Here is a 17,644-nt window from a genome sequence, read left to right as displayed (position 1 = left end):
CGATGCGCCTGACTGCTGGATCGCCTGCACGCCTCGGCGCAAGCTGGGACGGACGCGGCACCAATTTCGCGCTGTTCTCCGCCAACGCGCAGAAGGTCGAGCTGTGCCTCTTTGACATGCAGGGCCGCCGCGAGCTCGAGCGCGTCGAGCTGCCGGAGCGCACCGAGGATGTCTGGCACGGCTATCTCAACGACGTCTCGCCCGGCCAGCTCTACGGCTACCGCGTGCATGGCCCCTACGAGCCCGAGCACGGCCACCGCTTCAACGCCAACAAGCTGCTGCTCGACCCCTATGCCAAGCGGCTTTCCGGGCGGCTGGTCTGGAGCGACGCGCATTTCGCCTATCGCACCGGCTCACCCCGCGAGGATCTGTCCTTCGACCGGCGCGACAATGCGCGCGGCATGCCGAAGGCCGTCGTCGTCGACGAGACATTCAACTGGGGCCGTCGCGAGATCCGGCCCAACATCCCCTGGGAAGACACCATCATCTACGAGGCCCACGTCAAGGGGCTGACGCAGAAACGCGACGACGTGCCGCCGAATTTGCGCGGCACCTATGGCGGCCTGTCCTCGCCGGCCATGATCGAGCACCTGAAGAAGCTCGGCGTCACCACGGTCGAGCTCCTGCCGGTCCACGCCTTCATCGACGACCGCATCCTGGTGGAGAAGAAGCTCGCCAATTACTGGGGCTATAACACCCTGTCCTTCTTCGCGCCCGAGGCGCGTTATGCCCAGGACAACGCGCTCGATTCCTTCCGCACCACGGTCGCACGCCTGCACGATGCCGGCATCGAGGTGATGCTCGACGTCGTCTACAACCACACCGCCGAGGGCAATCACCTCGGCCCGACGCTGTGCTACCGTGGCATCGACAACGCGTCTTATTACTGGCTGAACCGCGAGAACCCGCGCTATTACGACGACTTCACCGGCTGCGGCTCGTCGGTGAACCTCACCCATCCGCGCGTGCTGCAGATGGTGATGGATTCCCTGCGCTACTGGGTCGAGGTCTGCCACGTCGACGGCTTCCGTTTCGACCTCGCCACCACGCTGGCGCGCGGGCCGAACGGCTATGATCGCGGCAGCTCGTTCCTGACCGCGATCCGCCAGGACCCGGTGCTGGCGAGCGTCAAGCTCGTCGCCGAACCCTGGGACCTCGGCCTCGGCGGCTATCAGGTCGGCGCATTTCCCTCGCAATGGTCGGAGTGGAACGACCGTTACCGCAGCGCCATGCGCCGCTACTGGAGCGGCGAAGGCAGCCTGATCGGCGACATTTCCAGCCGCATGACTGCGTCCTCCGACCTGTTCAACCACGACGGACGGCGGCCGCGCGCCAGCGTCAACCACATCACCGTGCATGACGGTTTCACCCTCGCCGATCTCTTCAGCTACAACGAGAAGCACAACGGGGCCAATGGCGAGGACAATCGCGACGGCTCCAACGACAACCACAGCAACAATTGCGGTGTCGAGGGCCCGACCGACGATCCCCAAATCGTCAGCTTGCGCCGGCAGCTTCGCAAGAACGTGCTGGCCTGCCTCATGCTGGCGCAGGGCATTCCGCTGATCCTCGCCGGCGACGAGGTCGGGAATTCGCAATCAGGCAACAACAACGCCTATTGCCAGGACAACGAGGTTGGCTGGGTCGGCTGGGACAATCTCGGCAAGGACGGCGACGACATGGTCGATTTCGTCGCCGAGCTCGCCGATATCCGCCGTCGGTTCTCGCAGCTTCGCAGCTATCGCTGGCTCGACGGCCGCCCCAAGGACGGCATCTCCTACGGCGCGCTGTGGCTGACGCCGGCCGGCGACGAAATGACGGAAAGCGACTGGAAATTCCCGGAAGGGCGGTTCCTCTCCTATGTGATGGGGCCGATGGAACCCGGCAGCGCCGCGATCTTTATCGTACTCAACGCAGCCCCCGAAGATATCGCATTCAAATTGCCAAAAATGACCGAATACAAGAGTTGGCAGCAAATCCTGAACACGACCGATGCCAAGCTGAACACGGTCGACTTCCAGCCCGGAAGCGACAGCAAGGCGCCGCCGCGCTCCGTGCTCGCTTTCGCGGGGGCGCTATGAGGCCATCCTTCGGGGCGAGGCCGACGAAGGACGGCGTGTCGTTCCGGCTGTGGGCGCCTGCGGCCCGCCGTGTCGATCTGCTGCTCGACAGACGACACGCGATGCAGCGCCGGCAGGATGGCTGGTATGTCGCCGAGATTGCCAATCTGCCCGTCGGCAGCACCTACAAATTCAGGATCGATGACGAGATCGACGTGCCCGATCCGGCGTCTGCATTCCAGCCCGACGACGTGTTCGGCCCGAGCGAGGTGATCGATCATGACGCCTTTGCCTGGCGCGCATCCGATTGGCGCGGCCGTCCCTGGGAGGAGACGGTGCTGATCGAGACGCATGTCGGCACCTTCACCGCGGAAGGCACCTATCGCGCCATGATCGACAAGCTCGATCATCTCGTCGCGACCGGCATCACCGCGGTCGAGCTGATGCCGCTGGCCGACTTCGCCGGTCGCCGCGGCTGGGGTTATGATGGCGTGCTGTGGTACGCGCCCGACAGCGCCTATGGTCATCCCGATGATTTGAAGAGGCTGATCGACGAAGCCCATCTGCGCGGGCTGATGATGTTCCTCGACGTCGTCTATAATCATTTCGGGCCCGAGGGAAATTACCTCGGCCGCTACGCGCCGACCTTCTTCACCGACGCGCATACGCCGTGGGGCAGTGCGATCGATTATCGCGTGCCGCAGGTTCGCGCTTTTGCCGTCGAGAACGCGCTGTCGTGGCTCAGCGACTATCGCTTCGACGGCCTGAGGCTGGATGCCGCCAACCACATCATGGCGATCCCCGGCGAGCAATCGATGCTGCAGGACCTCAGCGTCGCCGCGGGCGAGCTTGCCAAGGCGACGGGGCGGCACATCCATCTCGTGCTGGAGAACGGCGACAACCGCGCGAGCCTGCTCGACGCGGCGCAGGAGCCACCGAACGGCAAATATCGCGCCCAGTGGAACGACGACTACCACCACGTCTGGCACGTGATGCTGACGGGAGAGCTCGCCGGCTATTACGGGGACTATCAAACGCCGCGGCTCGATCTCGCACGCGCGCTCGCCTCCGGCTTCGTCTATCAGGGCGAGATCTCGGAATTCTGGGGCAAGCAGCCGCGCGGCGAGAAAAGCGACGAGCTGCCGCCGGCAACCTTCGTCAACTTCCTGCAAAACCACGACCAGATCGGCAACCGGCCGCTCGGTGACCGGCTCGAAAGCCTGGCATCGCCCAAGCAGATCGAAGCAGCACTCGCGGTGACCCTGCTGGCGCCGATGGTGCCGATGCTGTTTCAGGGCGAGGAGTGGGGCTCCACCGTGCCCTTCCCGTTCTTCTGTGACTTCCAGGGCGGACTGGCTGATGCCGTCCGCAAGGGGCGCAAGCAGGAGTATGCCTGGGCCTATGAGACGTACGGCGACGAGGTGCCCGACCCGCTCGATCCGGCAACGCTGCAATCGGCCGTGATCGACTGGAGCGGCCACACGCCGGAGCAGGATGCACGTCTCGCGCTGGTGCGGGAGCTGCTCGCACTCCGTCACAAAGAGATCGCGCCACGACTGAAAGGTGCGCGCTTCGGTGATGCCGCCGTGGCCGATAGCGGCCTGCTCACCGCGCATTGGCACATGGGAGATGGCACGACGTTGCGCCTCGTCGCCAATCTCTCCGACAAGGACGCCGCATATTCCCGCGGTGTGGGCACCCTGATCTGGGGCGGCGCGACCGGCGACCGGCTTGCGCCCTGGTCGGTGGTCTGGCGCCTCGGAGCTTGACATGCCTTCAGCCGTTCCTCTCGCAACCTACCGGCTTCAGCTCACTGCGGATTTCGACTTCGACAAGGCCGCCGCGGTCGTGCCCTATCTGAAGGCGCTGGGAATCACGCATCTCTACACCTCGCCGGTGATGAAGGCCCGCAAGGGCTCGACGCACGGCTATGACACCGTCGACCACAGCCAGTTCAATCCGGAGCTCGGCGGCGAGGCCGGCTTCGCCCGGCTGAGCGAGGCGCTGACGCGACACGACCTCGGCCTCATCATCGATTTCGTACCGAACCATGTCGGCGTCCACTTTGCCGACAATCCCTGGTGGCTGGACGTGCTGGAATGGGGCCAGGCCTCGCCGCACGCCGTCTCCTTCGATATCGACTGGGATCAACTGGCTTTCCGCGCCCGTGGCGGCGTGCTGCTGCCGATCCTCGGAGCGTCCTATGGCGAAGCGCTCGAGAGTGGCGATATCGAGCTGCGCTACGATGCCAATGAAGGTAGTTTCTCCGCTTGGTATTTCGAGCATCGATTGCCGATCGCGCCGGAGCGTTATGGCGAGATGCTGCGGATGATCGTGAAGGAAGCCGACGCCGCCGAGACCGAGGCCGGCAAGCGCATGCTGTCGCTCGCGGCGCGCTACACGGGACTGCGCCGTCCCAACCGCAAGGAAGCGCCCGGCTTCAAGGCGGAGCTCAGGGAGATCGCAGGCAGCGCCGACATCATCGCGCGCGGCCTCGGCGCGTATCGCGCCGCCAAGGACCGCCCCGCGCAGACGCTGGCGCTGCATCATTTGCTGGAGCGCCAGCACTACAAGCTCGGGCACTGGCGGCTTGCCTCCAGCGACATCAACTATCGCCGCTTCTTCGACGTCAACGGGCTCGCCGGCATGCGCGTCGAGGATCCCGGCACGTTCGCCGCCACGCACCGGCTGGTGAAGCAACTCATTGCCGAAGGCAAACTGCAAGGCATCCGGCTTGATCATATCGACGGGCTGCGCGATCCCGCGCAATATTGCCAGCGGCTGCGCCGGCTGGTGCGCGACGCGCAGGGCACCACAAGGCCGTTCTATACGGTGATCGAGAAGATCCTGTGCGAGCACGAGCGCCTGCCGCATTTCGCCGGCGTCCAGGGCACCACCGGCTATGAGTGGATGAATGCCATCACTCACGTTCTGGTCGACGCCAAGGGGCTGGAGGCCCTCGACGAGATCTGGCGGCAGATCAGCAACCGGCCGCCACGGCTGGCGCCTTACGTCAAGGACGCCAAAAGGCGCGTGCTGGAGACGCTGCTGACCAGCGAATTCACGGTTCTGACGCGCCTGCTTGCGCGCATCGCCAACGGGCACTATTCGACCCGCGACTTTTCCGCCGACAGCCTGCGGCAGGCGCTCGAGCTCTACGTGCTGCATTTCCCGGTGTACCGCACCTATTTGACGACAGGCGCGCCAACCGCGAACGATCGCAAGCTGATCGACGACACCATCGAGCAAGCGCGCCGGGAATGGTTTGCCGCAGACGAAGGCATTTTCGACTTCCTGCGCGACGCGCTCACCATGGACCTGCTCAAGCCTGGCCGTCCCCCTCACAGCGCACCGCGGGTGCGCCGCTTTGCGCTGAAGGTGCAGCAATTCACCGGGCCGATGATGGCGAAATCGCTGGAGGACACTGCCTTCTATCAATTCCACCGGCTGCTCGCCCTCAACGAAGTCGGCGGCGATCCCGCGAGCAAGGGCCTCACCATTTCCGCTTTCCACGACACCATGCAGGCTCGCGCCAGGGAATGGCCGCAAGGGATGACGGCGACCGCCACGCACGACACCAAACGTGGCGAGGACGCCCGGGCGCGGATCGCTGCCTTAAGTGAAATTCCTGGCGAATGGACCAGCGCGGTCGCGCGCTGGAAAGTCCTGAACGCACCGCACCTCGCGCTCGACGGCAATCTGCGCGCTCCGTCGGCCACGTTCGAATACATGCTCTACCAGACCCTGCTCGGCGCCTGGCCGCTTGTGGAGATGGCAGATGCCGGTTTCGTCGCGCGTATCCAGGCCTATGCGCTCAAGGCCGCGCGCGAGGGCAAGGAGGAGACGAGTTGGCTCAACCCGCACGAGGCCTATGAGAACGGCGTCAAGAGCTTCATCGCGAAGATACTCGATCCCGCGCTGTCAGGCGAATTCCTGGAGGCGCTGCAAACCCTTGCACGCCGCGTCGCGCTGCTCGGCGCGCTGAATGCGCTGAGCCAGCTCACGCTCAAGGCGACTCTGCCGGGCGTGCCCGACTTCTACCAAGGCACCGAATTCTGGGACCTCTCGCTGGTCGATCCCGATAACCGCCGCCCGGTGGATTTTTCCGCGCGACACGCGGCGCTGGGCACGCTGGACAATCCGGACTGGAATCACCTGATCAAGAGCTGGCCGGACGGCCAGCTCAAGCTGGCCTGGACGCGGCACCTGCTCAAGCTGCGCAGCGAGCTGCCCGACGTCTTCGCGCGAGGTGACTACCAGCCGCTTCAGGTGCGGGGCGCACATGCCGAGCATGTCGTGGCCTTTGCCCGCCGCCACGGCCGCGCTGCAGTGATCGTCGCGGTCGGGCGCCACTTCGCACCTTTCACGCAAGCCGGACGCGAATGGCCGGCGCTCGATGGGGCCGACGCCACCATCGACGTCACGGGCTACAACGTGCCGGGTTTAGCCGGCAACGATCTGCCGCTCGCGCAGGCGCTTCGCGGTTTTCCCGCTTCTGTGATCCCGGCGCGCCCCGCGGGTGCGACGAAGCCGGTCCGGCAGCGCGCCCGCGCTTGAACGCTAACTTTTCGCGTCTTTGCCCAACAGCAGCTGGCCACGTTTGCGGATCGTGGCCTGCGCCATCTCAGCAAAGCGCTGCAATAGCCAAGGCAGCACGACCTGCACCTTGACATGATCGTCGGCGACGTCGACCTGCCCCGTCGCGATCTGCCCGAGCGCGCGGATGCGGAAATTCATGCTGTCGCCGCTCCAGCGCTCCTCCTCGACCTGCATCACGGGAATGCTTGCCGCAGCACGGCCGAGCCCAGTCTTGAGCCGGCGCACCGCCTCCTCGCGGCCGAGGCGGTGGGGAATGGAGACGACAAGCGGTGCTGACATGGCTCTGCCCGGTTAGTGATTGAACCTCACATAGTCATGCCCGCCGGTACCACAAAGGTTCCATGCAAGTTGCGCGTGCACCCGGTGTTTCATTGGCGGAACTTTAGAACCTGCGGCAAGTTGCCCTCGCACCACGGGACAGGTTGCAAACGACCCTTCAACGAAGGGCTGGAGGAGATTTCCGCATGTCTATCGGTACGATCATTCTGATCATTTTGGTCATCGCGCTGCTCGGCGGCTTCAGCGGCATCGGCGGCGGCCCGTTCTACGGCACCGGCTATTACGGCGGCGGCGGCCTCGGGCTAGTCATCGTGATCTTGCTGATCCTGTTACTGCTGGGACGGATCTAGCGACCGAGCGAATATCTAGTAGGGTGGGCAAAGGCGCAACGCGCCGTGCCCACCTTTTTGCTCGGCCGAGGAGAGGATGGTGGGCACGCTTCGCTTTGCCCACCCTACTTCTTCGCTAACTCACCCTTAGGTCTTTTTCGCCGCGAGCTTCTTGATCGCGGCCTTGATCGAAGCGGCGGCATCGTCATAACCATCCCACGCCTTCGACCGCGGCAGCAGCCCCGGCACGCTGCGCAGCGTGTAGCGCTTCGGATCGAGATCGGTCTTCACCTGCGCCCAGGTGAGCGGCATCGACACGGTGGCGCCGGCGCGCGCACGCGGCGACAGAGGGGCCACCGCCGTCGACATGCGGTCGTTGCGCAAATAGTCCAGGAAGATCTTTCCCTCTCGCAACTTCTTCGACATGTTGAGCAGGTAGCGCTCGGGAGCGTCGTCCGCCATCCACTGGCAGACGCCTTGTGCGAAGGCCTTGGCCTCCTTCCAGCTCACCTGATCGCGCGCGCCATGACGCAGCGGTACCACGACGTGCAGGCCCTTGCCGCCGGTGGTCTTGCAGAAGCTTTCCATGCCGATGTCGGTCAGCCGCTGCCGCATCTCCTTGGCGGCCTCGACGACCTCGGCGAAGACGACGTCGGGTGCCGGGTCGAGATCGAACACCAGCCGGCCCGGGGTATCGTAGGCGTAGGGCGCGCAATTCCAGGGATGCAGCTCGACGCCACCAATCTGTGCTACGGCCGCGAGCCCCTCGACCCGATCGATCTGCAGGTAAGGCTCGCGGTCGCCGGAGACCCGCGCGAGCTCCAGAAGATTTGACGTGCCCTGCATGGCATGGCGCTGGAAGAAGCATTCGCCCTTGATGCCGTCGGGCGCGCGGATCAGCGAGCACGGCCGGCCCTTGAGGTGCACGATCATCCATTCGCCGACGGCTTCGAGATAGCGCGCGAGATCCAGCTTGGTGACGGGATCGCCATTGCCGTCGTCCGGCCAGAGCTCCTTGTCCGGCTTGGAGATGACGACTCCCATCACTTCGGCACTGCCGCCAGCCTGGGCCGTTCGTGGGCCAGTCTTCGCTTGCGCGCGCGGCTTGGCGCGCCGCTTCGTCGTGGGCTCGGCAAGCTCGGTATCCACCGGTGTCTCGGCCTCGACCTCCACCGCCGGCTTGTCCTGCCGCAGACCCTTGAAGGCGGCCTGGCGGATATTGCCGTCGGCGGTGAAGCCGGCGAACTCGATCTCCGCCACGAGCTCCGGCTTCAGCCAGTGCACCTCGCGCGCTTTCTTCGGTGCATTCTTGCCGCCGAACGGGCTTTGCTTCGCCTCCATGGCCTTCAGGGACGGCATGATGCGCTTGACCTTGTCGGCGCCGAAGCCGGTGCCGACCATGCCGACGAAGGCGAGATGATCGCCACGGTGCACGCCCGCCATCAGCGAGCGGAATTTGCCGTTGGTTGTCTTGTAGCCGCCGATCACGACCTCATGGCCAGCGCGGCATTTGGCCTTGGTCCAGCTTTCCGTCCGCCCCGAACGATAAGGCGCGTCGAGCTTCTTCGACACCACGCCCTCAAGCTCGAGCTTGCAGGCCGATTGCAGCACGGCGTCGCCGCCGCTTTCGAAATGCTCGACATAGCGAATCTGGCTCGATTTCTTCTTACGTGCCTCCAGGAGCTCCTTGAGGCGGCCCTTGCGCTCCCCGAGCGGTAGCCGCCGCAAATCGAGGCCTTCGACGAACAGGAGGTCGAAGGCAAAGAAGATGAGCTCGTCGGTCTTGCCGTCCGACAGAGCGGCCTGGAGTGACGAAAAATTGGGTGCGCCGTTGTGATCGAGCGCGACGATCTCGCCGTCGACCATCATATCCGGCAACGCGCCCGCTTCCCTCGCGATGCTTGCGAATTTTTCGGTCCAGTCGAGGCCTTTGCGCGTCTTCAACGTCGCCTTGCCGCCCTCGACCCGCAGCTGAACGCGGTAGCCGTCGAACTTGATCTCGTGGCACCAGCCGTCGCCACCCGGCGGGCGCTCGACCGAGGTGCAGAGCTGCGGCGCGACGAAGTCCGGCATCTCCGCCGCCTTCTTCGCGCTCGTGGCGGTCGTGGCGGTCGTGGCTTTCTTCTTTGCCGTTTTGCCGGTTTTCAACGCCGCGCGGGGCGCCGGCTTGACCGTGCGCTCTTTCGCCTCGTCCGCCCGGTTGGACTGCCAGACCGCGTCGGCCTTGGCCTTGGTGCCCTTCGCCAGCATGAACGGTTTTGGCGCGCGCCCCTTGCCTCCGGCGATCTGCTCCATCGCACGGCCGGAGGCGACCGATTTGTCCTCCCCGAGAATGTCGTTGTCTGCGCCCTCGCGAACATGTTCGTCGCGATGCTTGATCAGGAGCCAATTGGTCCGTTTGCCGCCGGTACGGTCGTTGCGCATGCGCACCAGGACCCAACTGCCGTGCAGCTTCTCGCCATGCAGGGTGAACTTCAGATCGCCCTTCTTGAAACCGCGTTCGGGATCTTCGGATTCCCAAGTGCCGCGGTCCCACAGCATGACCGTGCCGCCGCCGTACTGGCCCTCCGGAATCGTGCCCTCGAAATCACCATAGTCGAGCGGGTGGTCTTCGACCTCGACGGCCAGCCGCTTGTCGTGCGGATCGAGCGAGGGCCCTTTCGTCACCGCCCAGGACTTGAAGACGCCGTCGAACTCGAGCCGCAGATCGTAGTGCAGCCGCGAAGCGTCGTGCTTCTGGATCACGTAGCGCCGCTGCTTCGAGGGCGCCACCGCGGTTTTGCCCGACGGCTCCGGCGTCTTCTCGAAATCACGTTTCTGTCGATACTTGGAGAGCTTTTGCAGCACGACTGGTCCCGGATTCTCTTTCGGCGTGGAAGCCTATCACGGCCCGCATCCCACCCGGAACCAAAACCCCGCGGGACGGTTGGGGTTCCAAAATGACTCGCAGACGCTGGAGAACGGAATGGCACCGCGCGCCTATTGGAAGGGAACGTTGAAGCTCTCGCTGGTCAGTTGCCCCGTCGTGCTTTATCCGGCGACCACCGCGGCCGAGAAGACGCGGTTTCACATGATCAACCGCGAGACCGGCAACCGGTTGAAGCAGCAGATGATCGACGCCGAGACCGGCGACGTCGTCGAGAGCGACCAGAAGGGACGCGGCTACGAGCTGCGTAAGGGCAAATATGTCGAGATCGAGCCGGAGGAGCTCGAAGCGGTCCAGATCGAGAGCAACCACACCATCGACATCGAGAGTTTCGTGCCGAGCGACGAGATCGACCAGCGCTATCTCAACCATCCCTACTATATCGCGCCCGACGGCAAGGCCGCGGTCGATGCTTTCGCCGTGATCCGCGACGCCATGAAGGACCAGGATCGCGTCGCGCTCGCCAAGATCGTACTCACCAATCGCGAGCACATCATCGCGATCGAGCCGCTCGGCAAGGGCCTGCTCGGCACCACGCTGCGCTTCCCTTACGAACTGCGCGACGAGGACCAGTTCTTCGACGACATCAAGAGCCCGAAGATCACCAAGGACATGGTTGAGCTCGCCGGCCATATCCTCCAGACCAAGGCCTCCCATTTCGATCCCAGCAAGTTCAAGGACGACTACGAGAACGCGCTGAAGGCCCTGGTGAAGCGCAAGGCCAGCGGCAAAAAGATCGAGCTGCCGGAGCCCGAAGAGCGGCCGAGCAACGTCGTTAGCCTGATGGATGCGCTGAAGCAGAGCTTGAAGGGACGCGGCGGGAAGAAGACGGCGGCGAAGTCCCATGCGCGCCGGGCATCGGGGCGAACGCGGGCCGCGAAGAAGACGCATCGGTCGACGGCGCGGCAGAGGAAGGCGGGTTGACTTAATCCGTCATTGCGAGCGCAGCGAAGCAATCCAGCATCTTTCCGCGGGGGCAGTCTGGATTGCTTCGCTGCGCTCGCAATGACGATGCTGATGCAGGCTTGCGCCGACCGCGCATGCCCGGGCTTGTCCAGGGCATCCACGTTCTCGGTCCCCTGGGTCAAGACGTGGATGGCCGGGACAAGCCCGGCCATGACGGATCGTTGCACGTGGGCAGCCCTAATCCCCTGCCCTTAGCCGGTACCCGATCCCCGTCTCCGTCAGCACATATTGCGGCCGCTCCGGATCGGCTTCGATCTTCTGCCGGAGCTGGCGGACATAGACGCGCAGATATTGGGCATCCGTCAGTTCGTCCCAGAGCTCCCTCAGCAGGAAGCGGTGAGTGAGCACCTTGCCGGCGTGCTGCACCAACACACGCAGGAGGTCATATTCCTTCGGCGACAGTTTGACATCGCGCTCTCCGACCCTGACGATCCGGCGCACCAGATCGACCGAAAGATCGCCGGCACGAAACACCGGCCGTTCGCCCTGAATCTGAAGCTGGTGCCGCAGCGCGGCGCGCAGGCGCGCCAGCAGCTCGTCCATGCCGAACGGCTTTGTCAGGTAATCGTCGGCCCCGAGATCGAGCGCCTCCACCTTGCCGGCCTCATCGCCACGGCTCGACAACACCACGATCGGCACAGCTTCATTGCGGGCGCGGATGGTACGTAACAGCTCATGGCCCTGGATATCGGGCAGGCCGAGATCGAGGATGATCAGCGCGGGATCCTCGCTGAGCTTCTCCAGCGCGGTCTTGCCGTTCGACGCCTCCAGGATCTCATAGCCTTGCGTCGAGAGCCCCATCCGCAGCAATTTGCGGATCGGCGGCTCGTCGTCGATGACAAGCACTTTGATCGGGGCTGCGCTCATGCGGCGGTATCCAATGCGTGGGTCCGGGCCGGAATGGGCAGACGAATCGTCAGAACCGCCCCGCTCCGGTCGCCGCGATTCGCGGCCGAGATCGTGCCACGCATCGCCTCGACGAAGCCGCGGGAGATGGCGAGCCCGAGCCCGGTGCCGGGACGGACATGGTCGCCCTTCTGCGCGCGATAAAACTTGTCGAACACGCTCTCGAGCTCCTCGGACGGAATGCCGTCACCCTCGTCGGCGATCTGGAGCACCACATGATCGCTGTCGCGCCGGCTGCGGATCGAGACCGTGGCGTGGGGCGGCGAATATTTGGCGGCGTTGTCGAGCAGGTTGAACAGCACCTGCTCGAACAGCACCGCATCGAGCTGGAGCATGGGAAGATCTGCGGCCAACTCCAGCTCCACCTTGTGGGCGGTGAGGATCTTGGCTGCACGCCGGAGCGCACTGCCGACGATCTCTCCGAGATCGTGCAACGCAGCGTTGGGCACGATGGCGCCGGATTCGAGCTTGGTCATGTCGAGCAGATTGGCAATGAAGCGGTTGAGCCGTTCGGATTCGTCGATGACCGTCGCCAGCAGGTCGCGCTTCTCGGTGTCGGAGAGCGCGCTGGCAAGATCGCGCATAGTCGAGGCCGCACCCAGCACGGATGCGAGCGGCGTCTTCAGGTCGTGTGAAATCGAGGTCAGCAATGCGGAACGCAGCCGCTCGGATTCGACGGAGCGCTTGACGCGATCGACGTCCTCGACCAGCAGCACGCGCTCGATCGCCAGCGCGCCTTGGTCGACCAGCGCGTCCAGCAGCCGGCGCTGGTCCGGCGTCAGCAAGGGACCGGTGCGGTCGTCGTCGATGCCGATGACGCCGATCGGGCCGCGCCCGGTGCGCATCGGCAGGAACAGCCGCTTTGCGCCGGGCAGCGTGTCCGAGCCGCGGCCTGCAGGGCGGTCGTTGCTCCTGGCCCAGTTGGCGGCGGCAAGGTCGGCCTGATCGAGATCGTCCTCGGGGGGATAGCCCGACTTCACCGTGAGCAGACCTTCGTCCGGCAATAGCAGCACCACGCGGACTTTCAGCATCAGCGCGATCTGGTAGGCGGTCGCCCACAGCACGTCGTCGAGCGTACCGGTGCCGGCGAGCTTGCGGCTGAAAGCATAGAGCTGCTCCGTGGTCCGGATGCGGCCGATCGCAGCATCAGCCTGGGTGCGGACCCGCCCCGCCACGTTCGACACCACGAACGCTATCAGCATGAAGAAAAAGAACGCCGCGACATTGGTCGGATCGGTGATGGTGAAGGTATAGACCGGCGGCAGAAAGAAGAAATTGTAGGCGAGCGACGCCGCGACGCTCGCAAGCAGCGACGGCCATAATCCGTAGCGCACGGCAACCGTCACCACGGCGGTCAGAAACATCAGGTCGACGTTCTCAATGCCGAAATAAGGCTTGATGGCCACGGCGGCAGCGAGGCCAAGCGCGGTGATCCCGAGTGCCTTCAGATAGGGCCGCGCATCGAACGGGTCCGATCGCGTTGCGGTCTGCACCGCCGTCTTCGGCGCCGGCTCGCTCGTGAGCTCGTCGCCTGGGATGACATGCACGCTGATATTGCCGGCGCGGCGCACCAGATCGTGCACGACGGAGCCGCGCGTCATCTCGAACCAGAGCGAGCGCGTCGACTTTCCGATCACGATCTGGGTGACGTTGTTGCCCTGCGCGAAGTTGACCACGTCGTCGGCGAGGCGGCGGCCGACGCCCGGGATCGTCAGCGCCTCGCCGCCGAGCGATTCCGCGAGCCGCAGCGTATCGGCCAGCCGGTCGCGCTCCTCATCGGACATTTGCAGGGACCGCCGCGTCTCGATCGACACCGCGATAAACGGCGCGTGCAGCCGGTCGGCCAGCCGCTTGGTGTAACGCACGAGGCTGGCCGCGCGCGGATCTTCGCTGACGCAGACGAGGATGCGCTCGCCTGCGGCCCAGGGACCGGCGATCGCGTTCGCCTGCATGTGGGTGAGCAGCTGCTCGTCGACCCGTTCGGCCGTGCGCCGCAGCGCGAGTTCGCGCAACGCAGTCAGGTTACCCGGCGAGAAATAATGCTCCAGCGCCCGCTCGGCCTGCCTGGGGACATAGACCTTGCCTTCCTTCAGGCGCTGGATCAGGTCGTCGGGCGTGAGGTCGATCAGCTCGATGGCGTCTGCGCGGTCGAACACCGAATCCGGCACGGTCTCCCGCACCCGCACATGGGTGATCTGCGCGACAACGTCGTTCAGGCTCTCGATGTGCTGGATATTGACGGCGGTGTAGACGTCGATGCCGTGGGACAGCAGCTCCTCGACATCGAGATAGCGTTTCGGATGACGGCAAAGAGGAGCATTGGTGTGGGCGAGTTCGTCGACCAGCGCGATTTTCGGCCGGCGCGCGATCACGGCGTCGAGGTCCATTTCCTCGACAATCTGGCCGCGGTAGTCGAGCTTCTTGCGCGGGATCACTTCCAGCCCGCGCACCAGCGCCTCGGTCTCGGCGCGGCCATGGGTCTCGACGAAGCCGACCACGACGTCGAGGCCGGCCTTGCGCTTGGCGTGGGCGCTTTGCAGCATCTCGTAGGTCTTGCCGACGCCGGGAGCGGCGCCGACGAAGATTTTCAGCTTGCCACTCACGCCCTCCTCCCGGCGCGCGGCCTCCAGCAGCGCCTCGGGCGAAGGACGTTGTTCGGGATCGCGGCGCTCTCGGACCATCAGATCAATATAATCATCCGCGCGGACCTAGCCTAGACTACTTCGTGGCACGATCGAGCGCGAGATTCAGAGTCAGCACGTTGATCCGGGGCTCGCCGATCAGGCCGAGCGGGCGGCCCTGGGTGTTGGAAGCCACCAGTTGCTTGACCTGATCCTCCGGCACGTTTCGCGCCTTCGCGACGCGCGGCACCTGGAATTGCGCCGCTTCCGGCGAGATATCCGGATCGAGGCCACTGGCTGAGGTCGTCACGAGGTCGACCGGCACGGCGGCATTCGGATTCTCGCCCCTGAGCTTGTCCACGTCTTCCTTCAGCCGGTCGGCCAGCGCCTTGCTGGTCGGGCCGAGATTTGAGCCACCCGAATTCGCGGCGTTGTAGGGCGCCGGTACCGTCTTGGTCGAATCGTTCGGATCCGGCGCCACCGTCGCCGAGGGACGGCCGTGGAAATATTTGTCGTCCTTGAACTCCTGCCCGATCAGGGCGGAGCCGACCACCTTGCCGTCCTTCTCGATCAAGCTGCCCTGCGCCTGCGCGGGGAAGATCGCACCGGCAATAGCGGTCATCGCGAGCGGGTAGGCCAGGCCGGTGATGGCGGTGAGCACCAGCAGCAGGACGATGGCGGGGCGGATTTCTCTGAGCATGCGTTTCTCCTATTTCTTTCGTCGTGGCGAGGAGCGAAGCGACGAAGCAATCCAGTCTCTCAGCCGCGGCAAGAATTCTGGATTGCTTCGCTTCGCTCGCAATGACGGGGTTAAGCCAGGTGCAAGGCAACGACGACGAGGTCGATCGCCTTGATGCCGATGAAGGGAATGACGATACCGCCGAGGCCGTAGATCAGCAGGTTGCGCCGGAGCAGTGCGCCGGCCCCGACCGCGCGATAGGCGACGCCCTTCAGCGCCAGCGGGATCAGTGCGATGATAACAAGTGCGTTGAAGATGATCGCCGACAGGATGGCGCTCTGCGGGCTCGACAGGTTCATGACATTGAGCACGTTGAGCTGGGGGTAGAACGCCAGGAACATCGCCGGGATGATCGCGAAATACTTCGCGACGTCGTTGGCGATCGAGAACGTGGTCAGCGCGCCGCGCGTCATCAAGAGCTGCTTGCCGATCTCGACCACCTCGATCAGCTTGGTCGGGTTGGAATCGAGATCGACCATGTTGCCGGCCTCGCGGGCCGCCTGCGTGCCGGTGTTCATGGCGACACCGACGTCTGCCTGTGCGAGCGCCGGCGCGTCGTTGGTGCCGTCGCCGCACATCGCCACCAGCTTACCTTTGGCCTGCTCGTCGCGGATCAGCTTGAGCTTGTCCTCGGGAGTTGCCTGCGCCAGGAAGTCGTCGACGCCGGCCTCCGCTGCAATCGCGGCGGCCGTCATGGGATTGTCGCCGGTGATCATGACGGTGCGGATGCCCATGCGCCGCAGCTCGGCAAAGCGCTCGCGGATGCCGCCCTTGACGATGTCCTTGAGCTGGATGACGCCGAGCAGCCTACCGTCCCTGGCGACCGCCAGCGGCGTGCCGCCGGCCTTCGATATCTCGTCGGCAATGGTCTGGATCTCGCGGCCGATGTCCGAGAGCCCGGCGAGCTGGATGGAACGAGCCGTGTTGCCAGAGGCAACCACCAGCGGTGCACCGCCACCGACATAGTTGAGCATCGCATCGACCGCGCCCTTGCGCACCGACGAGCCGCCGGCGTCGACACCGCTCATGCGGGTCTGCGCCGTGAAGGGGATGAAGGTGGCTCCCAACTCGGCCATCTCGCGGCCACGGATGCCGTATTTTTCCTTGGCCAGCACCACGATCGAACGGCCCTCCGGGGTCTCGTCGGCGAGCGATGCGAGCTGGGCGGCGTCCGCGAGCTCCTGATCGGTGACGCCACGCACCGGGCGGAAAGAGGTCGCCTGGCGGTTGCCGAGCGTGATCGTTCCGGTCTTGTCGAGCAGCAGCGTGTCGACGTCTCCGGCGGCCTCGACCGCACGGCCGGAGATCGCCAGCACGTTGAAGCGGACCAGACGGTCCATGCCGGCGATGCCGATCGCCGACAGCAGTGCGCCAATCGTGGTCGGGATCAACGTCACGAACAGGGCGACCAGCACGACCACCGAGATCGAGCCGCCGGCATAGGCCGCGTAGCTCGGGATGGTGACGGTGGCGAACACGAAGATGATGGTGAGACCGGCCAGCAGGATGTTGAGCGCGATCTCGTTCGGGGTCTTCGCCCGTTCCGCGCCCTCGACCAGCTTGATCATGCGGTCGATGAAGGTCGAGCCCTGCGCTGCCGTGATCCGCACGCGGATCCAGTCGGACAGCACCTGGGTGCCGCCGGTCACTGCCGAACGGTCGCCGCCAGATTCGCGGATCACGGGTGCGGACTCGCCGGTGATGGCGGCCTCGTTGACGGACGCAACGCCCTCGATCACCTCGCCATCGGAGGGAATGGTATCGCCGGCCTCGACCAGCACGATGTCGCCGACCTTGAGGCTGGTGCCCGGCACGAGATTGAAGGCCAGGCCGGCGCCGGTCAGCAGCTTTGCCTGGCTCTCGGTGCGGGTCTTGCGCAGCGATTCCGCTTGCGCCTTGCCGCGGCCTTCGGCCACCGCTTCGGCGAAGTTGGCAAACAGCACCGTGAACCAGAGCCAAACGATGATCTGGAAGGTGAAGCCGAGATTCTCGCCGGCGGTGAGGAGATCGCGGAGGAAGATCACGGTGGTAAGCGCAGCCACGATCTCGACAACGAACATCACGGGGTTCTTGATCATCAAGCGCGGATCTAGCTTGGTGAAGGACGCGCGGATCGCAGGCACGACGATCTTGGGATCGAGCATCGCCGAGACGGACGCGCGTTTTTGCAGTTTCATGGTATCCATGGAGGTCACTCCAAACAATCAGAAGGCGGTCGA

The 17,644-nt window shown here is 64.8% G+C and carries 11 protein-coding genes; 5 read left to right on the top strand and 6 right to left on the bottom strand.

Annotation, left to right across the window (positions count from 1 at the left end; genetic code table 11):
• Nucleotides 1–2: 2 nt before the first annotated feature.
• The 3 genes from glgX to treY are packed head-to-tail and all read left to right on the top strand — an operon-like array spanning nt 3 to nt 6,617.
• A complete protein-coding gene (gene glgX / locus IVB48_RS18405; protein ID WP_247401430.1) occupies nt 3–2,081 on the top strand; it encodes a glycogen debranching protein GlgX in 2,079 nt (692 codons plus the stop codon).
• The gene (gene treZ / locus IVB48_RS18400) at nt 2,078–3,829 is read left to right on the top strand and encodes a malto-oligosyltrehalose trehalohydrolase (RefSeq protein WP_247401425.1); all 1,752 of its coding nucleotides are present in this window, start codon (nt 2,078–2,080) and stop codon (nt 3,827–3,829) included. The genes glgX and treZ overlap by 4 nt, the downstream gene beginning before the upstream one ends.
• Nucleotide 3,830: 1 nt before the next feature.
• Nucleotides 3,831–6,617: a malto-oligosyltrehalose synthase gene (gene treY, locus IVB48_RS18395; protein WP_247401407.1), complete on the top strand. Its 2,787-nt coding sequence runs from the start codon at nt 3,831–3,833 to the stop codon at nt 6,615–6,617.
• A 3-nt stretch (nt 6,618–6,620) separates the two neighbouring features.
• Here treY and IVB48_RS18390 read toward each other — a convergent pair whose 3' ends face one another.
• Entirely contained in the window at nt 6,621–6,938 is a 318-nt protein-coding gene (locus IVB48_RS18390) for a polyhydroxyalkanoic acid system family protein (RefSeq protein ID WP_219681182.1), read from the bottom strand.
• 185 nt (nt 6,939–7,123) lie between these two features.
• On the opposite strand from IVB48_RS18390, the gene IVB48_RS18385 reads away from it, so the two are divergent.
• Nucleotides 7,124–7,288 carry a DUF3309 family protein gene (locus tag IVB48_RS18385; protein ID WP_007595743.1) on the top strand — a complete coding sequence of 55 codons (165 nt, stop codon included), beginning with the start codon at nt 7,124–7,126 and terminating at the stop codon, nt 7,286–7,288.
• Between the two features lie 126 nt (nt 7,289–7,414).
• On the opposite strand, the gene ligD is transcribed toward IVB48_RS18385, so the two are convergent.
• Nucleotides 7,415–10,114 carry a DNA ligase D gene (ligD, locus tag IVB48_RS18380; RefSeq protein WP_247401399.1) on the bottom strand — a complete coding sequence of 900 codons (2,700 nt, stop codon included), beginning with the start codon at nt 10,112–10,114 and terminating at the stop codon, nt 7,415–7,417.
• A gap of 118 nt (nt 10,115–10,232) precedes the next feature.
• Here ligD and IVB48_RS18375 point away from each other — a divergent pair, with 118 nt between their 5' ends.
• The gene (locus IVB48_RS18375) at nt 10,233–11,117 is read left to right on the top strand and encodes a Ku protein (RefSeq protein ID WP_247401394.1); all 885 of its coding nucleotides are present in this window, start codon (nt 10,233–10,235) and stop codon (nt 11,115–11,117) included.
• A gap of 219 nt (nt 11,118–11,336) precedes the next feature.
• Here IVB48_RS18375 and IVB48_RS18370 read toward each other — a convergent pair whose 3' ends face one another.
• The 4 genes from IVB48_RS18370 to kdpB form a co-directional block, all read right to left on the bottom strand.
• Complete coding sequence (locus IVB48_RS18370; RefSeq protein WP_247287829.1) at nt 11,337–12,026, bottom strand: response regulator transcription factor; 690 nt, start codon at nt 12,024–12,026, stop codon at nt 11,337–11,339.
• A complete protein-coding gene (locus IVB48_RS18365; RefSeq protein ID WP_247401392.1) occupies nt 12,023–14,746 on the bottom strand; it encodes a sensor histidine kinase KdpD in 2,724 nt (907 codons plus the stop codon). The genes IVB48_RS18370 and IVB48_RS18365 overlap by 4 nt, the downstream gene beginning before the upstream one ends.
• A gap of 37 nt (nt 14,747–14,783) precedes the next feature.
• Complete coding sequence (locus tag IVB48_RS18360; RefSeq protein ID WP_247401388.1) at nt 14,784–15,386, bottom strand: K(+)-transporting ATPase subunit C; 603 nt, start codon at nt 15,384–15,386, stop codon at nt 14,784–14,786.
• Nucleotides 15,387–15,496: 110 nt separating this feature from the next.
• Nucleotides 15,497–17,611 carry a potassium-transporting ATPase subunit KdpB gene (kdpB, locus tag IVB48_RS18355; protein ID WP_247401387.1) on the bottom strand — a complete coding sequence of 705 codons (2,115 nt, stop codon included), beginning with the start codon at nt 17,609–17,611 and terminating at the stop codon, nt 15,497–15,499.
• Nucleotides 17,612–17,644: the final 33 nt, after the last annotated feature.

It is taken from the genome of Bradyrhizobium sp. 76 (assembly GCF_023073025.1).
Lineage (GTDB): Bacteria > Pseudomonadota > Alphaproteobacteria > Rhizobiales > Xanthobacteraceae > Bradyrhizobium.
Note: the sequence above shows the minus strand (reverse complement) of the source record. Positions and strands in the feature narration are given on the sequence as shown.